15 protein-coding genes are annotated in these 14,628 nt (G+C 71.9%); 8 read left to right on the top strand and 7 right to left on the bottom strand.

Features of this window, described 5'->3' with window-relative positions:
* Positions 1 to 10 precede the first annotated feature (10 nt).
* Positions 11 to 1,411, top strand: coding sequence for a glycosyltransferase family 4 protein (locus ABZ738_RS26950; protein ID WP_357217613.1), 1,401 nt, complete (start codon positions 11 to 13; stop codon positions 1,409 to 1,411).
* A gap of 651 nt (positions 1,412 to 2,062) precedes the next feature.
* Here the strand turns inward: ABZ738_RS26950 and ABZ738_RS26945 are convergent.
* The 5 genes from ABZ738_RS26945 to ABZ738_RS26925 all read right to left on the bottom strand — a co-directional run bounded on the left by ABZ738_RS26945 (position 2,063) and on the right by ABZ738_RS26925 (position 5,833).
* Positions 2,063 to 2,776 (bottom strand): CDP-alcohol phosphatidyltransferase family protein, encoded by a 714-nt coding sequence (locus ABZ738_RS26945; protein WP_131052342.1) that lies wholly within the window; start codon positions 2,774 to 2,776, stop codon positions 2,063 to 2,065.
* Positions 2,760 to 3,827, bottom strand: coding sequence for an iron-containing alcohol dehydrogenase family protein (locus tag ABZ738_RS26940; RefSeq protein ID WP_131052343.1), 1,068 nt, complete (start codon positions 3,825 to 3,827; stop codon positions 2,760 to 2,762). Before ABZ738_RS26940 ends, ABZ738_RS26945 begins: the two co-directional genes overlap by 17 nt.
* The gene (locus ABZ738_RS26935; protein WP_131052363.1) at positions 3,815 to 4,546 is read right to left on the bottom strand and encodes a phosphocholine cytidylyltransferase family protein; all 732 of its coding nucleotides are present in this window, start codon (positions 4,544 to 4,546) and stop codon (positions 3,815 to 3,817) included. The genes ABZ738_RS26940 and ABZ738_RS26935 overlap by 13 nt, the downstream gene beginning before the upstream one ends.
* A 73-nt stretch (positions 4,547 to 4,619) precedes the next feature.
* Positions 4,620 to 5,387 (bottom strand): hypothetical protein, encoded by a 768-nt coding sequence (locus tag ABZ738_RS26930; protein ID WP_131052344.1) that lies wholly within the window; start codon positions 5,385 to 5,387, stop codon positions 4,620 to 4,622.
* Positions 5,384 to 5,833 carry an NUDIX domain-containing protein gene (locus ABZ738_RS26925; protein WP_131052345.1) on the bottom strand — a complete coding sequence of 150 codons (450 nt, stop codon included), beginning with the start codon at positions 5,831 to 5,833 and terminating at the stop codon, positions 5,384 to 5,386. The genes ABZ738_RS26930 and ABZ738_RS26925 overlap by 4 nt, the downstream gene beginning before the upstream one ends.
* Before the next feature lie 137 nt (positions 5,834 to 5,970).
* Between ABZ738_RS26925 and ABZ738_RS26920 the strand changes: the two genes are divergently transcribed.
* From ABZ738_RS26920 to corA, 3 genes are all read left to right on the top strand, one after another.
* Complete coding sequence (locus tag ABZ738_RS26920) at positions 5,971 to 6,465, top strand: ester cyclase (RefSeq protein WP_131052346.1); 495 nt, start codon at positions 5,971 to 5,973, stop codon at positions 6,463 to 6,465.
* Between the two features lie 146 nt (positions 6,466 to 6,611).
* Positions 6,612 to 7,706 carry a PLP-dependent aminotransferase family protein gene (locus ABZ738_RS26915; RefSeq protein WP_131052347.1) on the top strand — a complete coding sequence of 365 codons (1,095 nt, stop codon included), beginning with the start codon at positions 6,612 to 6,614 and terminating at the stop codon, positions 7,704 to 7,706.
* A 347-nt stretch (positions 7,707 to 8,053) separates the two neighbouring features.
* Positions 8,054 to 9,235, top strand: coding sequence for a magnesium/cobalt transporter CorA (corA, locus tag ABZ738_RS26910; protein ID WP_131052348.1), 1,182 nt, complete (start codon positions 8,054 to 8,056; stop codon positions 9,233 to 9,235).
* Positions 9,236 to 9,289: 54 nt separating this feature from the next.
* On the opposite strand, the gene ABZ738_RS26905 is transcribed toward corA, so the two are convergent.
* Positions 9,290 to 10,105: a hypothetical protein gene (locus ABZ738_RS26905; RefSeq protein WP_131052349.1), complete on the bottom strand. Its 816-nt coding sequence runs from the start codon at positions 10,103 to 10,105 to the stop codon at positions 9,290 to 9,292.
* A 59-nt stretch (positions 10,106 to 10,164) separates the two neighbouring features.
* Between ABZ738_RS26905 and ABZ738_RS26900 the strand changes: the two genes are divergently transcribed.
* Positions 10,165 to 10,695, top strand: a complete 531-nt coding sequence (locus ABZ738_RS26900) for a peptidylprolyl isomerase (protein ID WP_131052350.1) — start codon at positions 10,165 to 10,167, stop codon at positions 10,693 to 10,695.
* Between the two features lie 143 nt (positions 10,696 to 10,838).
* Positions 10,839 to 11,750 (top strand): rhomboid family intramembrane serine protease, encoded by a 912-nt coding sequence (locus ABZ738_RS26895; protein ID WP_131052351.1) that lies wholly within the window; start codon positions 10,839 to 10,841, stop codon positions 11,748 to 11,750.
* Positions 11,751 to 11,754: 4 nt separating this feature from the next.
* Here the strand turns inward: ABZ738_RS26895 and ABZ738_RS26890 are convergent, their stop codons facing one another.
* The gene (locus tag ABZ738_RS26890) at positions 11,755 to 12,189 is read right to left on the bottom strand and encodes a PH domain-containing protein (protein ID WP_131052352.1); all 435 of its coding nucleotides are present in this window, start codon (positions 12,187 to 12,189) and stop codon (positions 11,755 to 11,757) included.
* A 112-nt stretch (positions 12,190 to 12,301) separates the two neighbouring features.
* Between ABZ738_RS26890 and ABZ738_RS26885 the strand changes: the two genes are divergently transcribed.
* Both ABZ738_RS26885 and ABZ738_RS26880 read left to right on the top strand, forming a co-directional pair.
* A complete protein-coding gene (locus ABZ738_RS26885) occupies positions 12,302 to 13,474 on the top strand; it encodes an acetyl-CoA C-acyltransferase (protein WP_131052353.1) in 1,173 nt (390 codons plus the stop codon).
* A 56-nt stretch (positions 13,475 to 13,530) separates the two neighbouring features.
* Positions 13,531 to 14,529: an aminoglycoside phosphotransferase family protein gene (locus ABZ738_RS26880; RefSeq protein ID WP_357217601.1), complete on the top strand. Its 999-nt coding sequence runs from the start codon at positions 13,531 to 13,533 to the stop codon at positions 14,527 to 14,529.
* Positions 14,530 to 14,628: the final 99 nt, after the last annotated feature.

Below are 14,628 nucleotides of genomic sequence, written 5' to 3'. Positions count from 1 at the left end.
CTTCTTTGCCGTGAGAATCGTGGTGGCGCACAACCGGTACCGGGAAGCCCAGCCGTCCGGCGAGAACACCATCGTCGACGTGGAGATCTCCCAGCTCGCCGCAGCCGGCGTGGAGGTGCTGCCGTTCCTGCGCAGCTCCGACGAGATCCCGTCGATGCCGAAGACGGCGAAGGCACTGCTGCCGATCTCGCCGATCTACGCCCCCCGGGCGCAACAGGAGCTGAGTCGGCTGCTCACCGAGCACCGTCCGGACGTGTTGCACCTGCACAACCCGTACCCGCTGCTCTCGCCCTGGGTGGTGCGGACCGCGCACCGGCACGGGGTGCCGGTGGTGCAGACGGTGCACAACTACCGCCAGGTCTGCTCCTCCGGCCTGTACTTCCGCGACGGGGTGATCTGCCAGGACTGCCGGGGCCGGACGCTGGGTGTACCGGCGGTGGTACACCGCTGCTACCGGGGGTCGCGGGCACAGAGCGCGCTGATGGCGACCACCCTGGCCGTGCACCGGGGCACCTGGAAGTCGGTGGACCGGTTCATCGCGCTGACCAGCGCGGTCGCCGACCACCTGCGTGACTACGGCATCCCGGACGAGCGGATCGTGGTCAAGCCGAACGCCATCCCGGACCCGGGCACCCCCGCGCCGCTGGGCCGGGGCTTCCTCTTCCTCGGTCGGCTCTCCCCCGAGAAGGGGCTCGACCTGCTGCTGGAGGCGTGGCGCCGGCACCCGGACGGCGCACTGGGCCCACTGCGCGTGGCCGGTGACGGCGAACTGCGTCCGCTGGTCGAGGCGGCGGCGGCCGAACGCGCCGACGTCACCTTCCTCGGCCCGCTCGACCGGGCCGGGGTACGCGAGGCGCTGAACGCCAGCGCCGTCGTGCTCGCCACCTCCACCTGGCACGACGTACTCCCCACCGTGATCATCGAGGCACTGGCCAGCGGGCGGCCGGTGCTCGGCACCGCGCTCGGCGGCATCCCGTACCTCGTCGGCGCCGACACCCCCCGCGAACCCGCCGGCACCGGCCCTGCCGTGGCCGCCTCGGCAGCCGCCCCGCCCAGCCCCGGCGGCCCCGCTGGCCCGGTCGGTCTTGCTGACCCGGTCGGCTCCGGTGGCCCGGTCGGCTCCGGTGGCGTGGGTTCCGTTGGCGTGGGTTCCGTTGGCCCGGTCGGGCCTGGTGGATCCGTCGGTCAGGTCGACTCCGCCGGTCGGGCGAGCGCCTTGCCGGCCGGGATCCGGGCCGGAGAGGCCGGATGGGTCGTGCCGCCGGACCCGGCGGCGCTGGCAGCCGCACTGCCGGTGGCCGCCGCCGGAGCCGCCGCCCTGGCCGGGCCCGCCCGCGCCCGCTACGACCGCACCTTCCACCCCGAGGTGGTCACCAAGCGCCTCATCGACGTGTACGCGTCCCTCCGCTGACCCCCGACACCCCCGTCCCCTCCCAAACGCCGCCCGTCACCTCGCACCCCATCCCACGTGCCTCGCGCGTCCTCCATCCTCCCTGTCCCGCCTTGTCCCCCGTGCCTCGCCTACCCCACGTGCCTCGCCTACCCCACGTGCCTCGCGTCGCATGCTCCGCGCCTCGTGCGTCGATCATGGAGTTGTGGCTTCCGACTCATCCAGTCTTGCGCCTTTTGTGAGCGCCACAACTCCATGATCGACGAGTCGAGCCTGCCCAGCGCGGGAGTGGATGGAGTGCTGCCGCGTGCTCATCGACTCCCCTCTACAGCGACCAGCGGAACCTGTCGTGATGAGCGCCCGGTAGCCACTCGATCCGGGATCGAGTGCCTACTGCGGTGCTTCGATGCCACTCGATCCTGGATCGAGCACGATCTTGGGAAGTGGGGCACGCAGGGAGCAGGGCGCGCAGGGAGCGGGGCGCGCAGGGAGCGGGGGGCGGGGGGCGCTAGGCACAGTCGGGGTGGGCTCGGCACGGGTCCCGGCGGCAGCGGTCCGGCGGCAGCCGTCAGGCGGTCCGTCGGCAGGCAGCGCTAATCCGGGCAGGCTGCGTTAATCGGGGACCCCTGCTATGCACGAGGCGTTAATAAGGTGCCCTTCCTTGCATGTCGGTTAGAGGGAGGCGCGGGCGGAGAAGGCGATGCTGGCGAGCAGGAAGCCGCCGTTCACCACGGTGAAGGCGACCACGACCCAGAAGACGAGCGCCGGAGCGAAGGCCAGCACCAGGGCGGCTACGAAGATCACTGCGCCGTAGTCGCGGACCAGCTTCACCAGGCGGACCGGCAGGCTGGTGGAGGTGACCATGCTGGCGGCGTTCGGGCCGGACTGCATCACCGAGGTCACCAGGTTGACCATCCAGGTGCCGGCGAAGGCCGCCACCAACCACACGGGCGTCGACGGCACCTGCGCCACGGCGGTCGCGGAGAGCGCGGCGACCAGGGCGATCTGGGCCGCCACGTCGCAGAGCACGTCGACCCGGGCCCCGGCCGCGCTGCCCTGACCGGTCACCCGGGCGAGCTGTCCGTCGGCGCAGTCCAGGGCGTACGCGATCTGCCAGCCGAGGAGCGCGAGCAGCCCGACGACCCAGGAGGGTACGTCACCGGCGGCGACCGGACCGGCGAGCGCGACCACGGTGACCGAGGTGGCCAGACCGAGTACCAGGTTGGTGATGGTCAGCGCGGTGGGGCGGAGTCCGAGCCGCTGGGCGACCAGCGCGAAGACGGCGCCGATCCACTGGCTTACGGACTCGCTGAACAGACCACCACCCCGGTTCACCCGGTGGAAGTCGGCGACCGTGGGGTGGGACGGTTCAGCCAAGGTGCTCACGGAGGGCGTCAACGTAGTCTCCCAGCCGGGTCCGGACGTCGTCAGCGGACAACGCGAGGTGTTCGAGGATGGTGTAGCGGTCCGGTCGGGTACGCGGCGCGAAGGCGACCGCCTCGACGAACTGCTCGTCGGTGAGGCCCAGCTCGTCGGGCCGGACGGCCAGGCCGTGCCGGTGCAGGCAGGTGCTGAGCTGACCGAAGCGTTCCAGGTCGCCCCGGAGGAAGGTGCAGAACAACGCGCCCAGGCCGACCTGTTCGCCGTGCGAGCCGGTGCCCGGGTAGAGGTGGTCGATGGCGTGCGAGATCTCGTGGTCGCCGCCGCTGGCCGGGCGGCTGGAGCCGCAGATCGACATGGAGATCCCGCCGAGGATGAGTGCCTCGGCCAGCGTGGTCAGGAAGGCGTCGTCGGTGATCTTGCCGGGATGGTTGACCAGGGCTTCGGCACCGGTCCGGGCGAGCGTCACGGCGAGCCCGTCGATCGGCTCGTCGCGTACCCGGTGGGCCAGTTCCCAGTCGGCGCAGGCGCTCAGGTTGCTCACCGCGTCGCCGATGCCGGCCTGGGTCTGCCGGTCCGGCCCGTTCTCCACGAAGTCGAGGTCGACCAGGACGGCGATCGGGATGTGCACGCCGTACGAGCCCTTGCCGCCCTCGTGGGTCAGCGACGCCACCGGGGAGGCGATGCCGTCGTTGGCGAGGCTCGTCGCCACGGTGACCATCGGGATGGCGTAACGGGTGGCGGCGTACTTGGCGGTGTCGATGGTCTTGCCGCCGCCGATGCCGACGACCGCGTCGTAGTGCCGGCGCCGGAGCTGGTCGCCAAGCTCCTGCGCGGAGTCGACGGTGCCGCCGGTCACCGTGAAGATGTCGGCCGAGCCGAGTGAGGGCCGGCAGAGGTCGGCGATCTTCTCGCCCTGTCCGGGGCCGACCACCACCGCGACGTCGCCACCGCCGGAGATCCGCCGGTCGGCCAGCAGCACGCCGAGGTTGGCCACCGCCCCTCGGCGGACCTCGATCGACAGCGGTGTGGTGACGGTGCGCGCTAGTAACGGCACGCGATCTCCCGCGCCCGGGCCAGGTCGTCGTGGTTGTCGACCTCCACCCAGGACACGTCACCGATCGGTGCGGCGCGTACCTCGCCACCCCGCTCGGCGAACTCCTGGTATCCGTCCTCGTAGTACAGGTTCGGGTCGCGCCGCCAGGTCGCCTCCAGCGCGTCGGCGAGCGCTCCGGCCACCTGCGGCTCGATCAGCGTCGCGCCGATGTACTCGCCGTACGCGTCGGCCGGGTCCATCAGCTTGGTGATCCGGGTGAGCTGGCCGGCGGCGTCGAAGGTGGTCTTCATCTCCTCCTCCGCCAGCGGCTTGAGGGTGTCGACCGCGAGCAGCACGCCGGGCCCGCGCTCGGCCAGCAGCGTCTTCTCGATGCTCACCGGGTGCACGGTGTCGCCGTTGACCAGCAGTACGCCCCGGGCGAACCAGTCGCGGGCCAGCCAGAGCGAGTACGCGTTGTTCCACTCCTCGGCCTTGTCGTTGTGCACGAGGGTGAGCGTCACTCCGTGGCGGCGTTCCAGGTCGGCCTGGCGTTCGCGGACGGTGTCCGCCGCGTAGCCGACTACCACGACGACGTCGGTCAGCCCCACCTCGGCGAGGTTGCGCAGCGCGATGTCGAGGATGGTGATCTCGCCGTCCACCGGGACCAGCGCCTTGGGCAGAGTGTCGGTGTACGGGCGCAGTCGGCGCCCGGCCCCGGCCGCCAGCACCATCCCGACCATGCCGACATCAGTTCCTGTTCGTACGGCGTTCACCGAAGGAGGATAGCGCCGCGCGTCGACCGGCTGTCGGGGGTCAGCCGGGCAGGGCCGCCAGGTCGGCGAGGAAGGTCAGTCGCTCCTCGGCGGTCAGCGCCGTGTACGGGCCGGCTGCCCGCCGGTCGGTCTCCAGCTCGATGGCCTGCCACTGCGCCCCGTCGATCAGTTCGGCGATGCTCGACGGGGTGTGTCCGGCGGCCGTCCAGGCGTCGGTGTGCGCGTCGGCCCGGTGGTACCGCAGCGTGCCGAGCCGGTTGAGCAGCAACACGCCCGACGGGGTGCCGTCCGGCTCGTACGGTGGGGCGACCGCGTCGAATGCGCCGGGGCTGGGCACCGGCTCGTCGCCTCGGGGCGCCAGGGCAGCCGTCAGCAGCCGCCCGGCGGTCTCGGTCAGCCGCTGCACCCGGTCGTCGTGGCCGGCCCAGAGTTCCTCGGTCACCTCGGCGTGCACCTGGTACAGCTCGGCCAGGAACGCCGTGCCGCGTTCGGTGGCGGTGAGTCCGCCGTCCGGTCGCCGGTGGATCATCCCGTACGCGACGTGCCGGTCCAGCGCCCGTTGACAGGCGATCGGGTCCCGGTACCGGGTGATCGCGGCGAATCCGGCACCGTCGACCGTGCCACCGGCAGCCAGGCGGGTCCGCATCTCCACCAGGAAGCTGGTGGCGGGCATGCCGCCGTACCGCTGGCTCAGTTCCGCTCCGCCGCCGTCCTGACCGGCCTGCATCGCCGCGCGGACGACCCGGTCGAGGACGGGGGCGACCAGCGCCACGTACCGGTGCGCGGCGAGCCCGACGCTGTCGCTCACGAACCGGTCGGACCCAGGAGTTCGAAGGCCTGTTCGGCGATCCGCCGGATCAGTCCGTCGTTGACGTCGCGGTCCTCGTCGAGCAGGTCGAGGTCGGCCGGGCCGAGCCAGCGGTACTCGGTGTGCTTGCCGACCTCCAGGACCGGTGCCGTCAGGTCGCCGTCGACCCGGACGAGCCAGTCGCTCTCGATCCGGGCCAGGCCGTCGTCGCCGACGTACCGGTACTCGCCGACCTGCGCGATGATCTCCGAGACCCGCCAGCCGGTCTCCTCGGTGACCTCCCGGCGCAGTGCCTGTTCGAAGGTCTCGCCGGGTTCGAGGTGCCCGCCGACGATGTCCCAGCTGTTCGGGAACAGGCGGCGGTGCGGCGAGCGGCGTTGGAAGAAGATGCGCCCGGCGGGGTCGACGATCAGCGCTCCGGCGCAGCGCAGCGGCTCGGTGGACACCTGAAGAACAGTAGCCGCCGGTGCCGAGCTGCGGCGATGTCCGCTCGGGCGGACTTGTCCGCTGGTGTGGACCGGCCGGACCGGGGGTATGGATTCGGTGCGGGCGCGGGCCGAGACGCGCACGCGAGGAGGTCGACATGCGCGGCGCGGACCAGTTGGTCGAGCAGCAGTACGCCATGCTCCTGCGACGGGACGTGGCCAGACTCCCCGACCTGTACGCCCCGGACGGGTACTACGCGATGCCCGGCGTGACGGTCCGGCCGGTGGAGTTGCCCGCCCTGCTGCGTACCTGGACGGGTGCCTTCCCCGACCTGCGGCTCGACGTGCTGGGTTCGGTGCGTACGGCCGGCGGGGCAGCGGTCGAGCAGCGGCTCACCGGCACTCACACCGGTGTGCTGCACACCCCGTTCGGCACGGTGGCCCCCACCGGACGCACCGTCTCCTGGGAGGTGGTGGACATGGTCCGGGTACGCCGGGGCCGCATCGCCGCCTGGCGGTCCTACTTCGACTGGGGACAGTTGATGGCCCTGCTCGGCCTGCAGGTGGCCGGAGTGTCCCGGCGACCGGCACCGGACCGGTCGCCTCTCGACGAGCCCGTGTCCTTCGGCGCGCCCCGGGCGGTTGCCGCCTGATCGGTCGTCCGGCCTGACCTGGTACGCGGTCGGCTCGCCGGGGTGGACGCCCGGTCCGCACCGGTTCACCCGACTCGGTGGCTCAGGATGCGGACATCGCCGTGCCGTACGCGTTCACCCGGCCGCCGCCCGTACGCTGAACAGCCATGACCGCCGAGCAGCTGATCTCCTTTGCCCGTGGCGCCCCCTCTCTGGACATCGTCGATGTCGAAGGGCTCAAGGCCGCCGCCGTCCGTGCGTTCGACGCCGATCCCGCCGGGGTGACCGCGTACGGCACCTCCGTCGGCTATCTGCCGTTGCGCCAGTGGGTCGCGGAGAAGCACGGGGTCACGGCCGAGCAGGTGCTGATCACCAACGGTTCGTTGCAGGCGGACGCCTTCCTCTTCGACCACCTGGTCCGCTCGGGTGACGCGGTGGTGGTGGAGCGGCCGACCTACGACCGGACTCTGCTCAACCTGCAGCAGATGGGTGCCGAGGTGCACGGCGTCACCATCCAGCCGGACGGCCTGGACACCGCCGAGCTGCGCAAGCTGCTGGAGTCCGGGGTGCGGCCGCGCCTGGCGCACGTGATCCCGAACTACCAGAACCCGGCCGGCGTGACGCTCTCCGAGGGCAAGCGGCGTGAGCTGCTCGACCTGGCGGCCGAGTACGGCTTCACCATCTTCGAGGACGACCCGTACGCGGACGTCCGGTTCCGGGGCGAGCCGCTGCCGTCGATGCTGTCGATGGACACCCGGGACGTGGTGGTGCACGCCTCCAGCTTCACCAAGACGGTCTGCCCCGGCGTCCGGGTCGGTTACCTGGTCGGTCCGGCCGACCTGATCGCCGACATCGCGAAGAAGGCCACGAACCTCTACATCTCGCCGGGCATGGTGGCGCAGGCGATCGTGCACCAGTTCTGCGTCTCCGGCGACATCGCCCGCTCCATCGAGACGGTCCGGGCGGCGCTCGGCGAGCGGGCCGGGGCGTTGGCCGAGGCGCTGCGGCGGCACATCCCCGAGGCCCGTTTCGTGGAGCCGGACGGCGGCTACTTCCTCTGGGTCGAGCTGCCCGAGGACGTCCTCGTCGACAAGCTCGCCCCGGCGGCGGCCGAGCGCGGCGTCGCGGTGGTCAAGGGCAGCGACTTCGTGGTGGACGGTGGCCGGCACGCACTCCGCCTGGCGTACTCGGCGGTGACCGCCGACCGCATCGACGAGGGCGTCCGGCGGCTGGCCGAGGCGATGGAGGCCGTTCGGGGGTGAAAATCTGTCGGGTTTCCGACAGAACGGCGATACCGGCGTGCCCGGGACTCCCGCTGTGGCGGCTGGCGGCCCACAATGCTGCGAGCGTCCTACACCACATGTAGTGCAGGTCACGCCGGTTCCGGCCGGCGTGACGCCGACGTCGCGGTGCGGCCCGGCCGCCCTCGGTGTGGTGTGACGCGGCCAGCACAACCCCCCGCCCCAACGGCGCCGGGCGGGCCGGATCGCCCCCTCACCCCCCGATGCGATCCGGTCCGTCCGGCGCCACCCCTCCGCCGCCGCGCCACCGCCATGATCGGTACGGCGGCGTACCCTGCAAGCCGCAGCCGAGCGCGGACGGGGGCGTGATGACGGAGCGGATGCAGCGGGAGGGCACTGCCCCCACCGGTCGCGACCAGACCGACCCCCAGCCGGTTCCACCGCCGCTAGCCCGGTCGCCGCGAGCCCGCGCCTGGTCGCCGGTACGCGCGGTGACCCGCCGGCTCAACCCGGACGGGTCCCAGCGGGTGGAGGCCCCGGCGGGTCCCCGGCGGAGCGCGGTGGTCGACTGCGCGCTCTATCTCGACGGGCGACGCCAGGGCGGTGACTGCGGCTACGCCGAGGCGTTCGCCGAGGCGCGGCGAGCCGAGAACGGCTTCGTCTGGCTCGGCCTGCACGAGCCGGAGCTGGCCGAGATGAGCGAGATCGCCGCCACCTACGGGCTGCACGAGCTGGCCGTGGAGGACGCGGTCAAGGCACACCAGCGGCCCAAGCTGGAGCGCTTCGGCGAGGTCAGCTTCCTGGTGCTGCGCACCGCGCGCTACTGCGAGCACACCGAGCTGACCGAGAAGACCGACGTGGTGGAGACCGGGCAGGTGATGCTCTTCATCGGCCCGCACTTCCTGATCAGCGTCCGCCACGGGGACGCCTGCCGTCTGGCGCCGGTCCGCGAGGAGCTGGAGGCCCGGCGGGAGCTGCTGCTGCACGGTCCCTGGGCGGTCGCGTACGCGATCACCGACCGGGTCGTCGACCTGTATCTGGAGGTCGCCGACCAGCTTGAGGACGACATGGACGTGCTGGAGACGGAGGTCTTCGACCGGCAGGCCAGCGGCCGGATCCAGCGGATCTATCAGATGAAGCGGGAGCTGGTGGAGTTCAAGCGGGCGGTGATGCCGTTGCAGCGGCCGTTGCTCGCGCTCACCGCCCAGATGAACCGCGAGGTGCCCAAGGAGGTCCGCCGCTACTTCCGCGACGTGCAGGACCACCTCAGCCGCACCGTCGAGCAGGTCAACTCGTACGACGACCTGTTGAACTCGATCCTGCAGGCCCGACTGGCCCAGGTGACCGTCGACCAGAACAACGACATGCGCAAGATCGCCGCCTGGGCCGCCATCGCGGCGGTGTGGACGGCGATCGCCGGGATATACGGCATGAACTTCGAGTTCATGCCCGAGTTGAAGATCGTGTACGGCTATCCGGTGGTGCTGGCGTTGATGCTCACCATCTCGCTGACGCTCTACCGATGGTTCCGCCGTAACGACTGGCTCTGAACCCGCAGCCCGCCCGCCCCGCCGAGGTGGCGGGGCGGAGGCGGGACCGCGAAATCAGGCGCGCCCGTTGGACTTGCTGGGCGCCTTGCTCAGGGCGGTGGTCAGGTCGTCGGCGGGACGACCGCTGGTGGTCCGTGCACCCTCGGCGACCGACGGCACCTTGTCCGTCGGCGTCACCGGGGACGGCTTCGGCGGCGCGGTGGTCGACGCGCTGTCACCGGAGACCACTGCCGAGCTGCCGGCTCCGGTCGACGCCTTCGCGACGCCCGACGGGGCGGCCGTACGCACCTCGATGGTCTCCACCTCCTCGTGCATCGGCTCCAGCGCGGTGGTCGCGTCGTACTCGGTCCACTCCTGCTGTTCGCGGTGACGTCGCAGGGCGATCGCACCGGCCAGCCCGGCCACGACGCCGGCGGCGAGCATCCCGGCCAGCATGGTCCCGCTGCGGCGGGACTTCTTCCGCTTCATCTTCTTCATGTTCTTCGCCTTGACCTTCCTGGCGGCCGCGGCCTGCTTGGCGACGACCTTCTTGCCCGACGCGGCCCGACCGGCGGCCTCGGCCTGTGCGTGGCGCACGGCCAGCGCCAGCGGTGCCATCGCGGCGGCCGTGGTGGCGAGGCCACTCGCGGCACGGTCCCGGACCAGCATCGCGGTCGGTGCCACCGCGTCACGCGCCGTCTGGACGCGCGGGCCGACAGTGGACCCGGCTCCCTTCGCCGCGTGCGTGGCGGCGAGCCTCAGGTGACCGATCCCCTGGTTGAGCTCGGCCCGGGCCAACTGCCCCTCAGTCCTGCGGCGCCCGATTCCAAACACGGTCCCACCTCCTGGGAGTTGCTTCGTCTCATCCTCCACCTTCGGATGCCTCCGCATGTCCAGATCGGGCACATGGGAGGATCCGCAAGGAACTGACCAACGAGTAAGGAGTACCCGTGGCCGAGGCTGTCTACGCCACCTTGCACACCAACGCCGGCCCGATCAGGCTGGAACTCTTCCCGAACCACGCGCCGAAGACGGTGCGCAACTTCGTCGACCTGGCCGAGGGCACGCGTGAGTACACCGACCCGCGGACCGGCAAGCCGGGCAACAGCCCGTACTACGACGGCACCATCTCGCACCGCGTGATCAGCGGCTTCATGGTCCAGATGGGGGACCCGACCGGAACCGGTCGCGGTGGTCCGGGTTACACCTTCGCCGACGAGTTCCACCCGGAGCTGCGTTTCGACCGGCCGTACCTGCTGGCGATGGCGAACGCCGGGCCCGGCACCAACGGTTCGCAGTTCTTCATCACGGTCGCGCCGACCCCGCACCTGAACAACCGGCACACCATCTTCGGTGCGGTGGCCGACGAGCAGTCCGCGAAGGTGATCGACTCGATCGCCAACACGCCGACCGGTCCGAGCGACCGGCCGCTGCAGGACGTGGTCATCGAGCGCGTCGAGATCGAGCGGCAGCCGGCCTGACACCGGCCGCCACAGGTGGTGCCCGCCGCCCGGGCCTGGGCGCGGCGGGCACCGACCGGCCGTACGGTCGCCTGACCCGTCCGATCGGTGGGCCGAGGTACCTTTGCTCGCATGACTGAGCGCTCGGGCACCTGGGGCACCCGGTGAGCGAATCCCCGCCGACCACCCCGGTCTGTTATCGCCATCCGGGCCGGGAGACGTACGTCCGGTGCACCCGGTGCGACCGGTCGATCTGCCCGGACTGCATGAACGAGGCGTCGGTCGGGTTCCAGTGCCCGGAGTGCGTGGCGCAGGGACGTCGGAGCGTACGCCCGGCGCGCACCGCCTTCGGTGGTGGCGAGACCGGTCGGCTCGGGTACGTGACCAAGACGCTGATCGGCATCAACCTCGTGGTGATGCTGATCTCCATCGCCTCGGACCGGGGCGGGGACGCGGCGGCCGGCGGCACCGGTTTCGGCGGTCTGCTCGGCGGGAGCACCCCGTTGACCGAGTGGGGTGCGGTGCTCGGTCGGGCGATGTTCCTCGACGGCAGCATCGGCGGCGTCGCCGAGGGCCAGTGGTATCGCCTGGTCACCGCGATGTTCCTGCACTACGGCGTGGTGCACCTGCTGCTCAACATGTGGGCGCTCTGGGTCCTCGGTCGCTCGCTGGAGGCGGTGCTCGGGCCACTGCGCTTCATCGCGCTCTACTTCATCGCCGGTTTCGGCGGCAACGTCGCCGTGTACGTGTTCAGCGCGCCCAACCAGATGTCGGCCGGTGCCTCGACGGCCATCTTCGGCCTCTTCGCGGCGACCTTCGTGATCATGCGGCGGCTGGGTCGGGACACCTCGGCCATCGTGCCGATCCTGGTGATCAACCTGATCTTCACGTTCACCGTGCCGCAGATCTCGATCGCCGGTCACCTGGGCGGTCTGGTCTTCGGCGCGCTGATGGCGCTGGTGCTGGCGTACGCACCCCGGTCCCACCGGACGCTGGTGCAGGCGACCGGTGGCGCGTTCTTGCTGGTGGTGCTGCTGGTGCTGGCCCTGTTCCGCACCTTCACCCTGCTCGGCTGAGGGGTCAGGCGGTCGTCGGGCGGGCGGCCCGCAGAGCGTCGGCCACCTCGTCGGGGTCGGCGTCGAGGTCCTGCCGGGTGAACAGGTGCAGCGACTCGCCGGCGTCGATCTCCAACACCGGCCCGCTCCCCCCGCGCCCGGCTCGGCGGTTCACCTCGATGGTCTCGATCGTCGACCAGGGCAGGTGCCGTCGCGCGGTCCACCACCCCGTCGGCACGGTGACGCCGTCCGGTGCGACGGCGAGACGGACCGGTGCGACCAGGTCCCGTACGCCCCAGGCGGCGAGGGCCGCGCCGGCCAGCACGCCGAGTGCCGGCCGGAGCAGGTCACCGTCGGCGAGCAGCAGTCCCAGGGCCAGTACGCCGACCGCGCCGGCCAGCTTGAGGATCGGCAGGGCGGGGCGTACCCGCCACTGGCGGGCGACCGTCTCGAACGTCACCCGACCAGCATGCCAGCGCGGCGGGTGACCGGCATGCCGGTGCCCACGGGCGGCGACGTCGCCGGGACGGCGGCGTAGGATCGGGAGCAGCCCAAGTTACCGGGGAGTAGACATGAGTGACGCGGTTATCGTCGGCGCGGTGCGTACCCCGGTCGGGCGGCGCAAGGGCAGCCTGGCCACGGTCCACCCGGTGGACCTGTCGGCACACGTGCTGCGCGCCCTCGCCGAACGCACCGGCATCGACCCGACGCTCGTCGACGACGTGGTCTGGGGCTGCGTCTCCCAGGTCGGCGAGCAGTCGTGGAACGTCGCGCGCAACGCCGTGCTCGCGGCCGGCTGGCCCGAGTCGGTGCCCGGCACCACGGTGGACCGGCAGTGCGGCTCCAGCCAGCAGGCCCTGCACTTCGCCGCCGCCACCGTGCTCTCCGGGCAGGCCGACCTGGTGGTGGCCGGCGGTGTCGAGTCGATGACCCGGGTCCCGATGGGGTCCAGCGCGGCGGGCGGACTGCCGTTCAGCGGCCAGATCCTGGCCCGCTACCAAGGCGTCGAAGGGGTCGCGGAGGACTCGGCGCTGCCGTTCAACCAGGGCGTCGGTGCGGAGCTGATCGCCCGCCGCTGGCGGTTGTCCCGGACCCAGCTCGACGAGTTCGCGTTGGCCAGCCACGAGAAGGCCGCCGCCGCCCAGGACGCCGGGGCGTTCGAGGCCGAGCTGGCCCCGGTGCCGCTGGCCGACGGCGGTAAGTTCACCGCTGACGAGGGCATCCGCCGGAACACCTCGCTGGAGAAGCTCGGCGAACTGGCCACCCCGTTCCACCCGGAGGGCGTGGTCACCGCCGGCTCGGCCTCGCAGATCTCCGACGGCGCGGCGGCGCTCGCCGTCACCACCAGCGAGTGGGCCAGCCGGCACGGCCTGCGTCCGCTGGCCCGGGTGCACACCGCCGTGGTCGCCGCCGACGACCCGGTCACCATGCTCACCGCGCCGATCCCGGCCACCGCGAAGGCGCTGCGCCGCGCGGGGCTGGGCATCGAGGAGATCGGGGTGTACGAGGTGAACGAGGCGTTCGCCCCGGTGCCGCTGGCCTGGTTGGCGGAGACCGAGGCGGACCCGGAGCGGCTCAACCCGCGGGGTGGTGCCATCGCGTTGGGGCATCCGCTCGGCGGGTCCGGTGCCCGGATCATGACGACGATGCTCGCCCACATGCGCGACAACGGGGTGCGTTACGGCCTCCAGACCATGTGCGAGGGCGGCGGGATGGCCAACGCCACCATCGTCGAGCTGCTCTGACCCGTAGGCCGTAAAACCCGTCGCGGGCCGACTCCGGCGGAGGTTAGCGTGCCCTCGTGACCGCCGCGACCGCATCGCACACCGACTGGGACGACCGCACGTGGCGCGCCGCCGCGTGGGAATGGGTGGCCGAGGCGCTCGCCGGCACCGGGCAGCGGATCACCGGCCCGGTCGAGCCGCGCGTCCGGCCGTGGGCGTTGATCTGGCGGGTGCCGACCGACGCCGGTGACGTGTGGTTCAAGGCGAACGCGGCGGGGACCGGCTTCGAGACGGCACTGTCCGCCGCGCTGGCCCGGCTGGCGCCCGGACGGGTGCTCGACCCGATCGCGGTGGACACCCGGCGGCGCTGGGCGCTGTGGCCGCACGGCGGCGCGACGCTACGTGAGGCGCTGGCCGGTGCGCCGGACCCGGCCCGGTGGGAACGGATCCTGCCCGAGTACGCCGAGCTGCAACGGGCCACCGCCGCGCACGTCGACGAACTGCTCGCCCTCGGCGTACCCGATCATCGGCCGGCGGCGTTGCCGGCGCATCTCACGGAGTTGCTCGACGACGACGCGGCTCTGCTGCTGGACACCCCGGACGGGCTCACCACCGAGGCGCGTGACCGGTTGCGGTCCCTGCTGCCGGAGTACGCGCAGCGGTGCCGGTTGCTGGCCGACGGCCTGATCGGGCCCACTGTCCAGCACGACGACCTGCACGACGGGAACGTCTTCGCGGCCGGCGACGGCCACCGGTTCTTCGACTGGGGTGACGCGTCGGTGGCGCACCCGTTCGGCACGCTGCTGGTGACGCTGCGATCGGTCGCGTACGTCAGCGGTCTCGACGCCGGGGACCCGGCGCTGGATCGGCTGCGCGACGCGTACCTGGAGCCGTGGACGGATCGCGGTGACCGGTCGACCCTGCTCCGGCTCGCCGAGGTCGCGGCCGGGGTGACGATGGTCAGCCGGGCGCTGTCCTGGCGTCGAGCGCTGGACACCACCGACCCGAGGCGCGCCGAGTTCGCCGCCAGCGTGCCCGGCTGGCTGGACGAACTGCTGGTCACCGAGTTCGCCTGAGCCGGTCACGGGACGCCCGCCGAGGGGCTCGGCGGGGCTGCAAGACGTAACGTGGAATTTGCAAAAAGCATGTCCGTGAGCCACGTCACCCAGCGAACA

It is taken from the genome of Micromonospora sp. NPDC047793 (genome assembly GCF_040642635.1).
Lineage (GTDB): Bacteria > Actinomycetota > Actinomycetes > Mycobacteriales > Micromonosporaceae > Micromonospora.
This window is presented reverse-complemented; position numbering and strand designations above follow the sequence as displayed.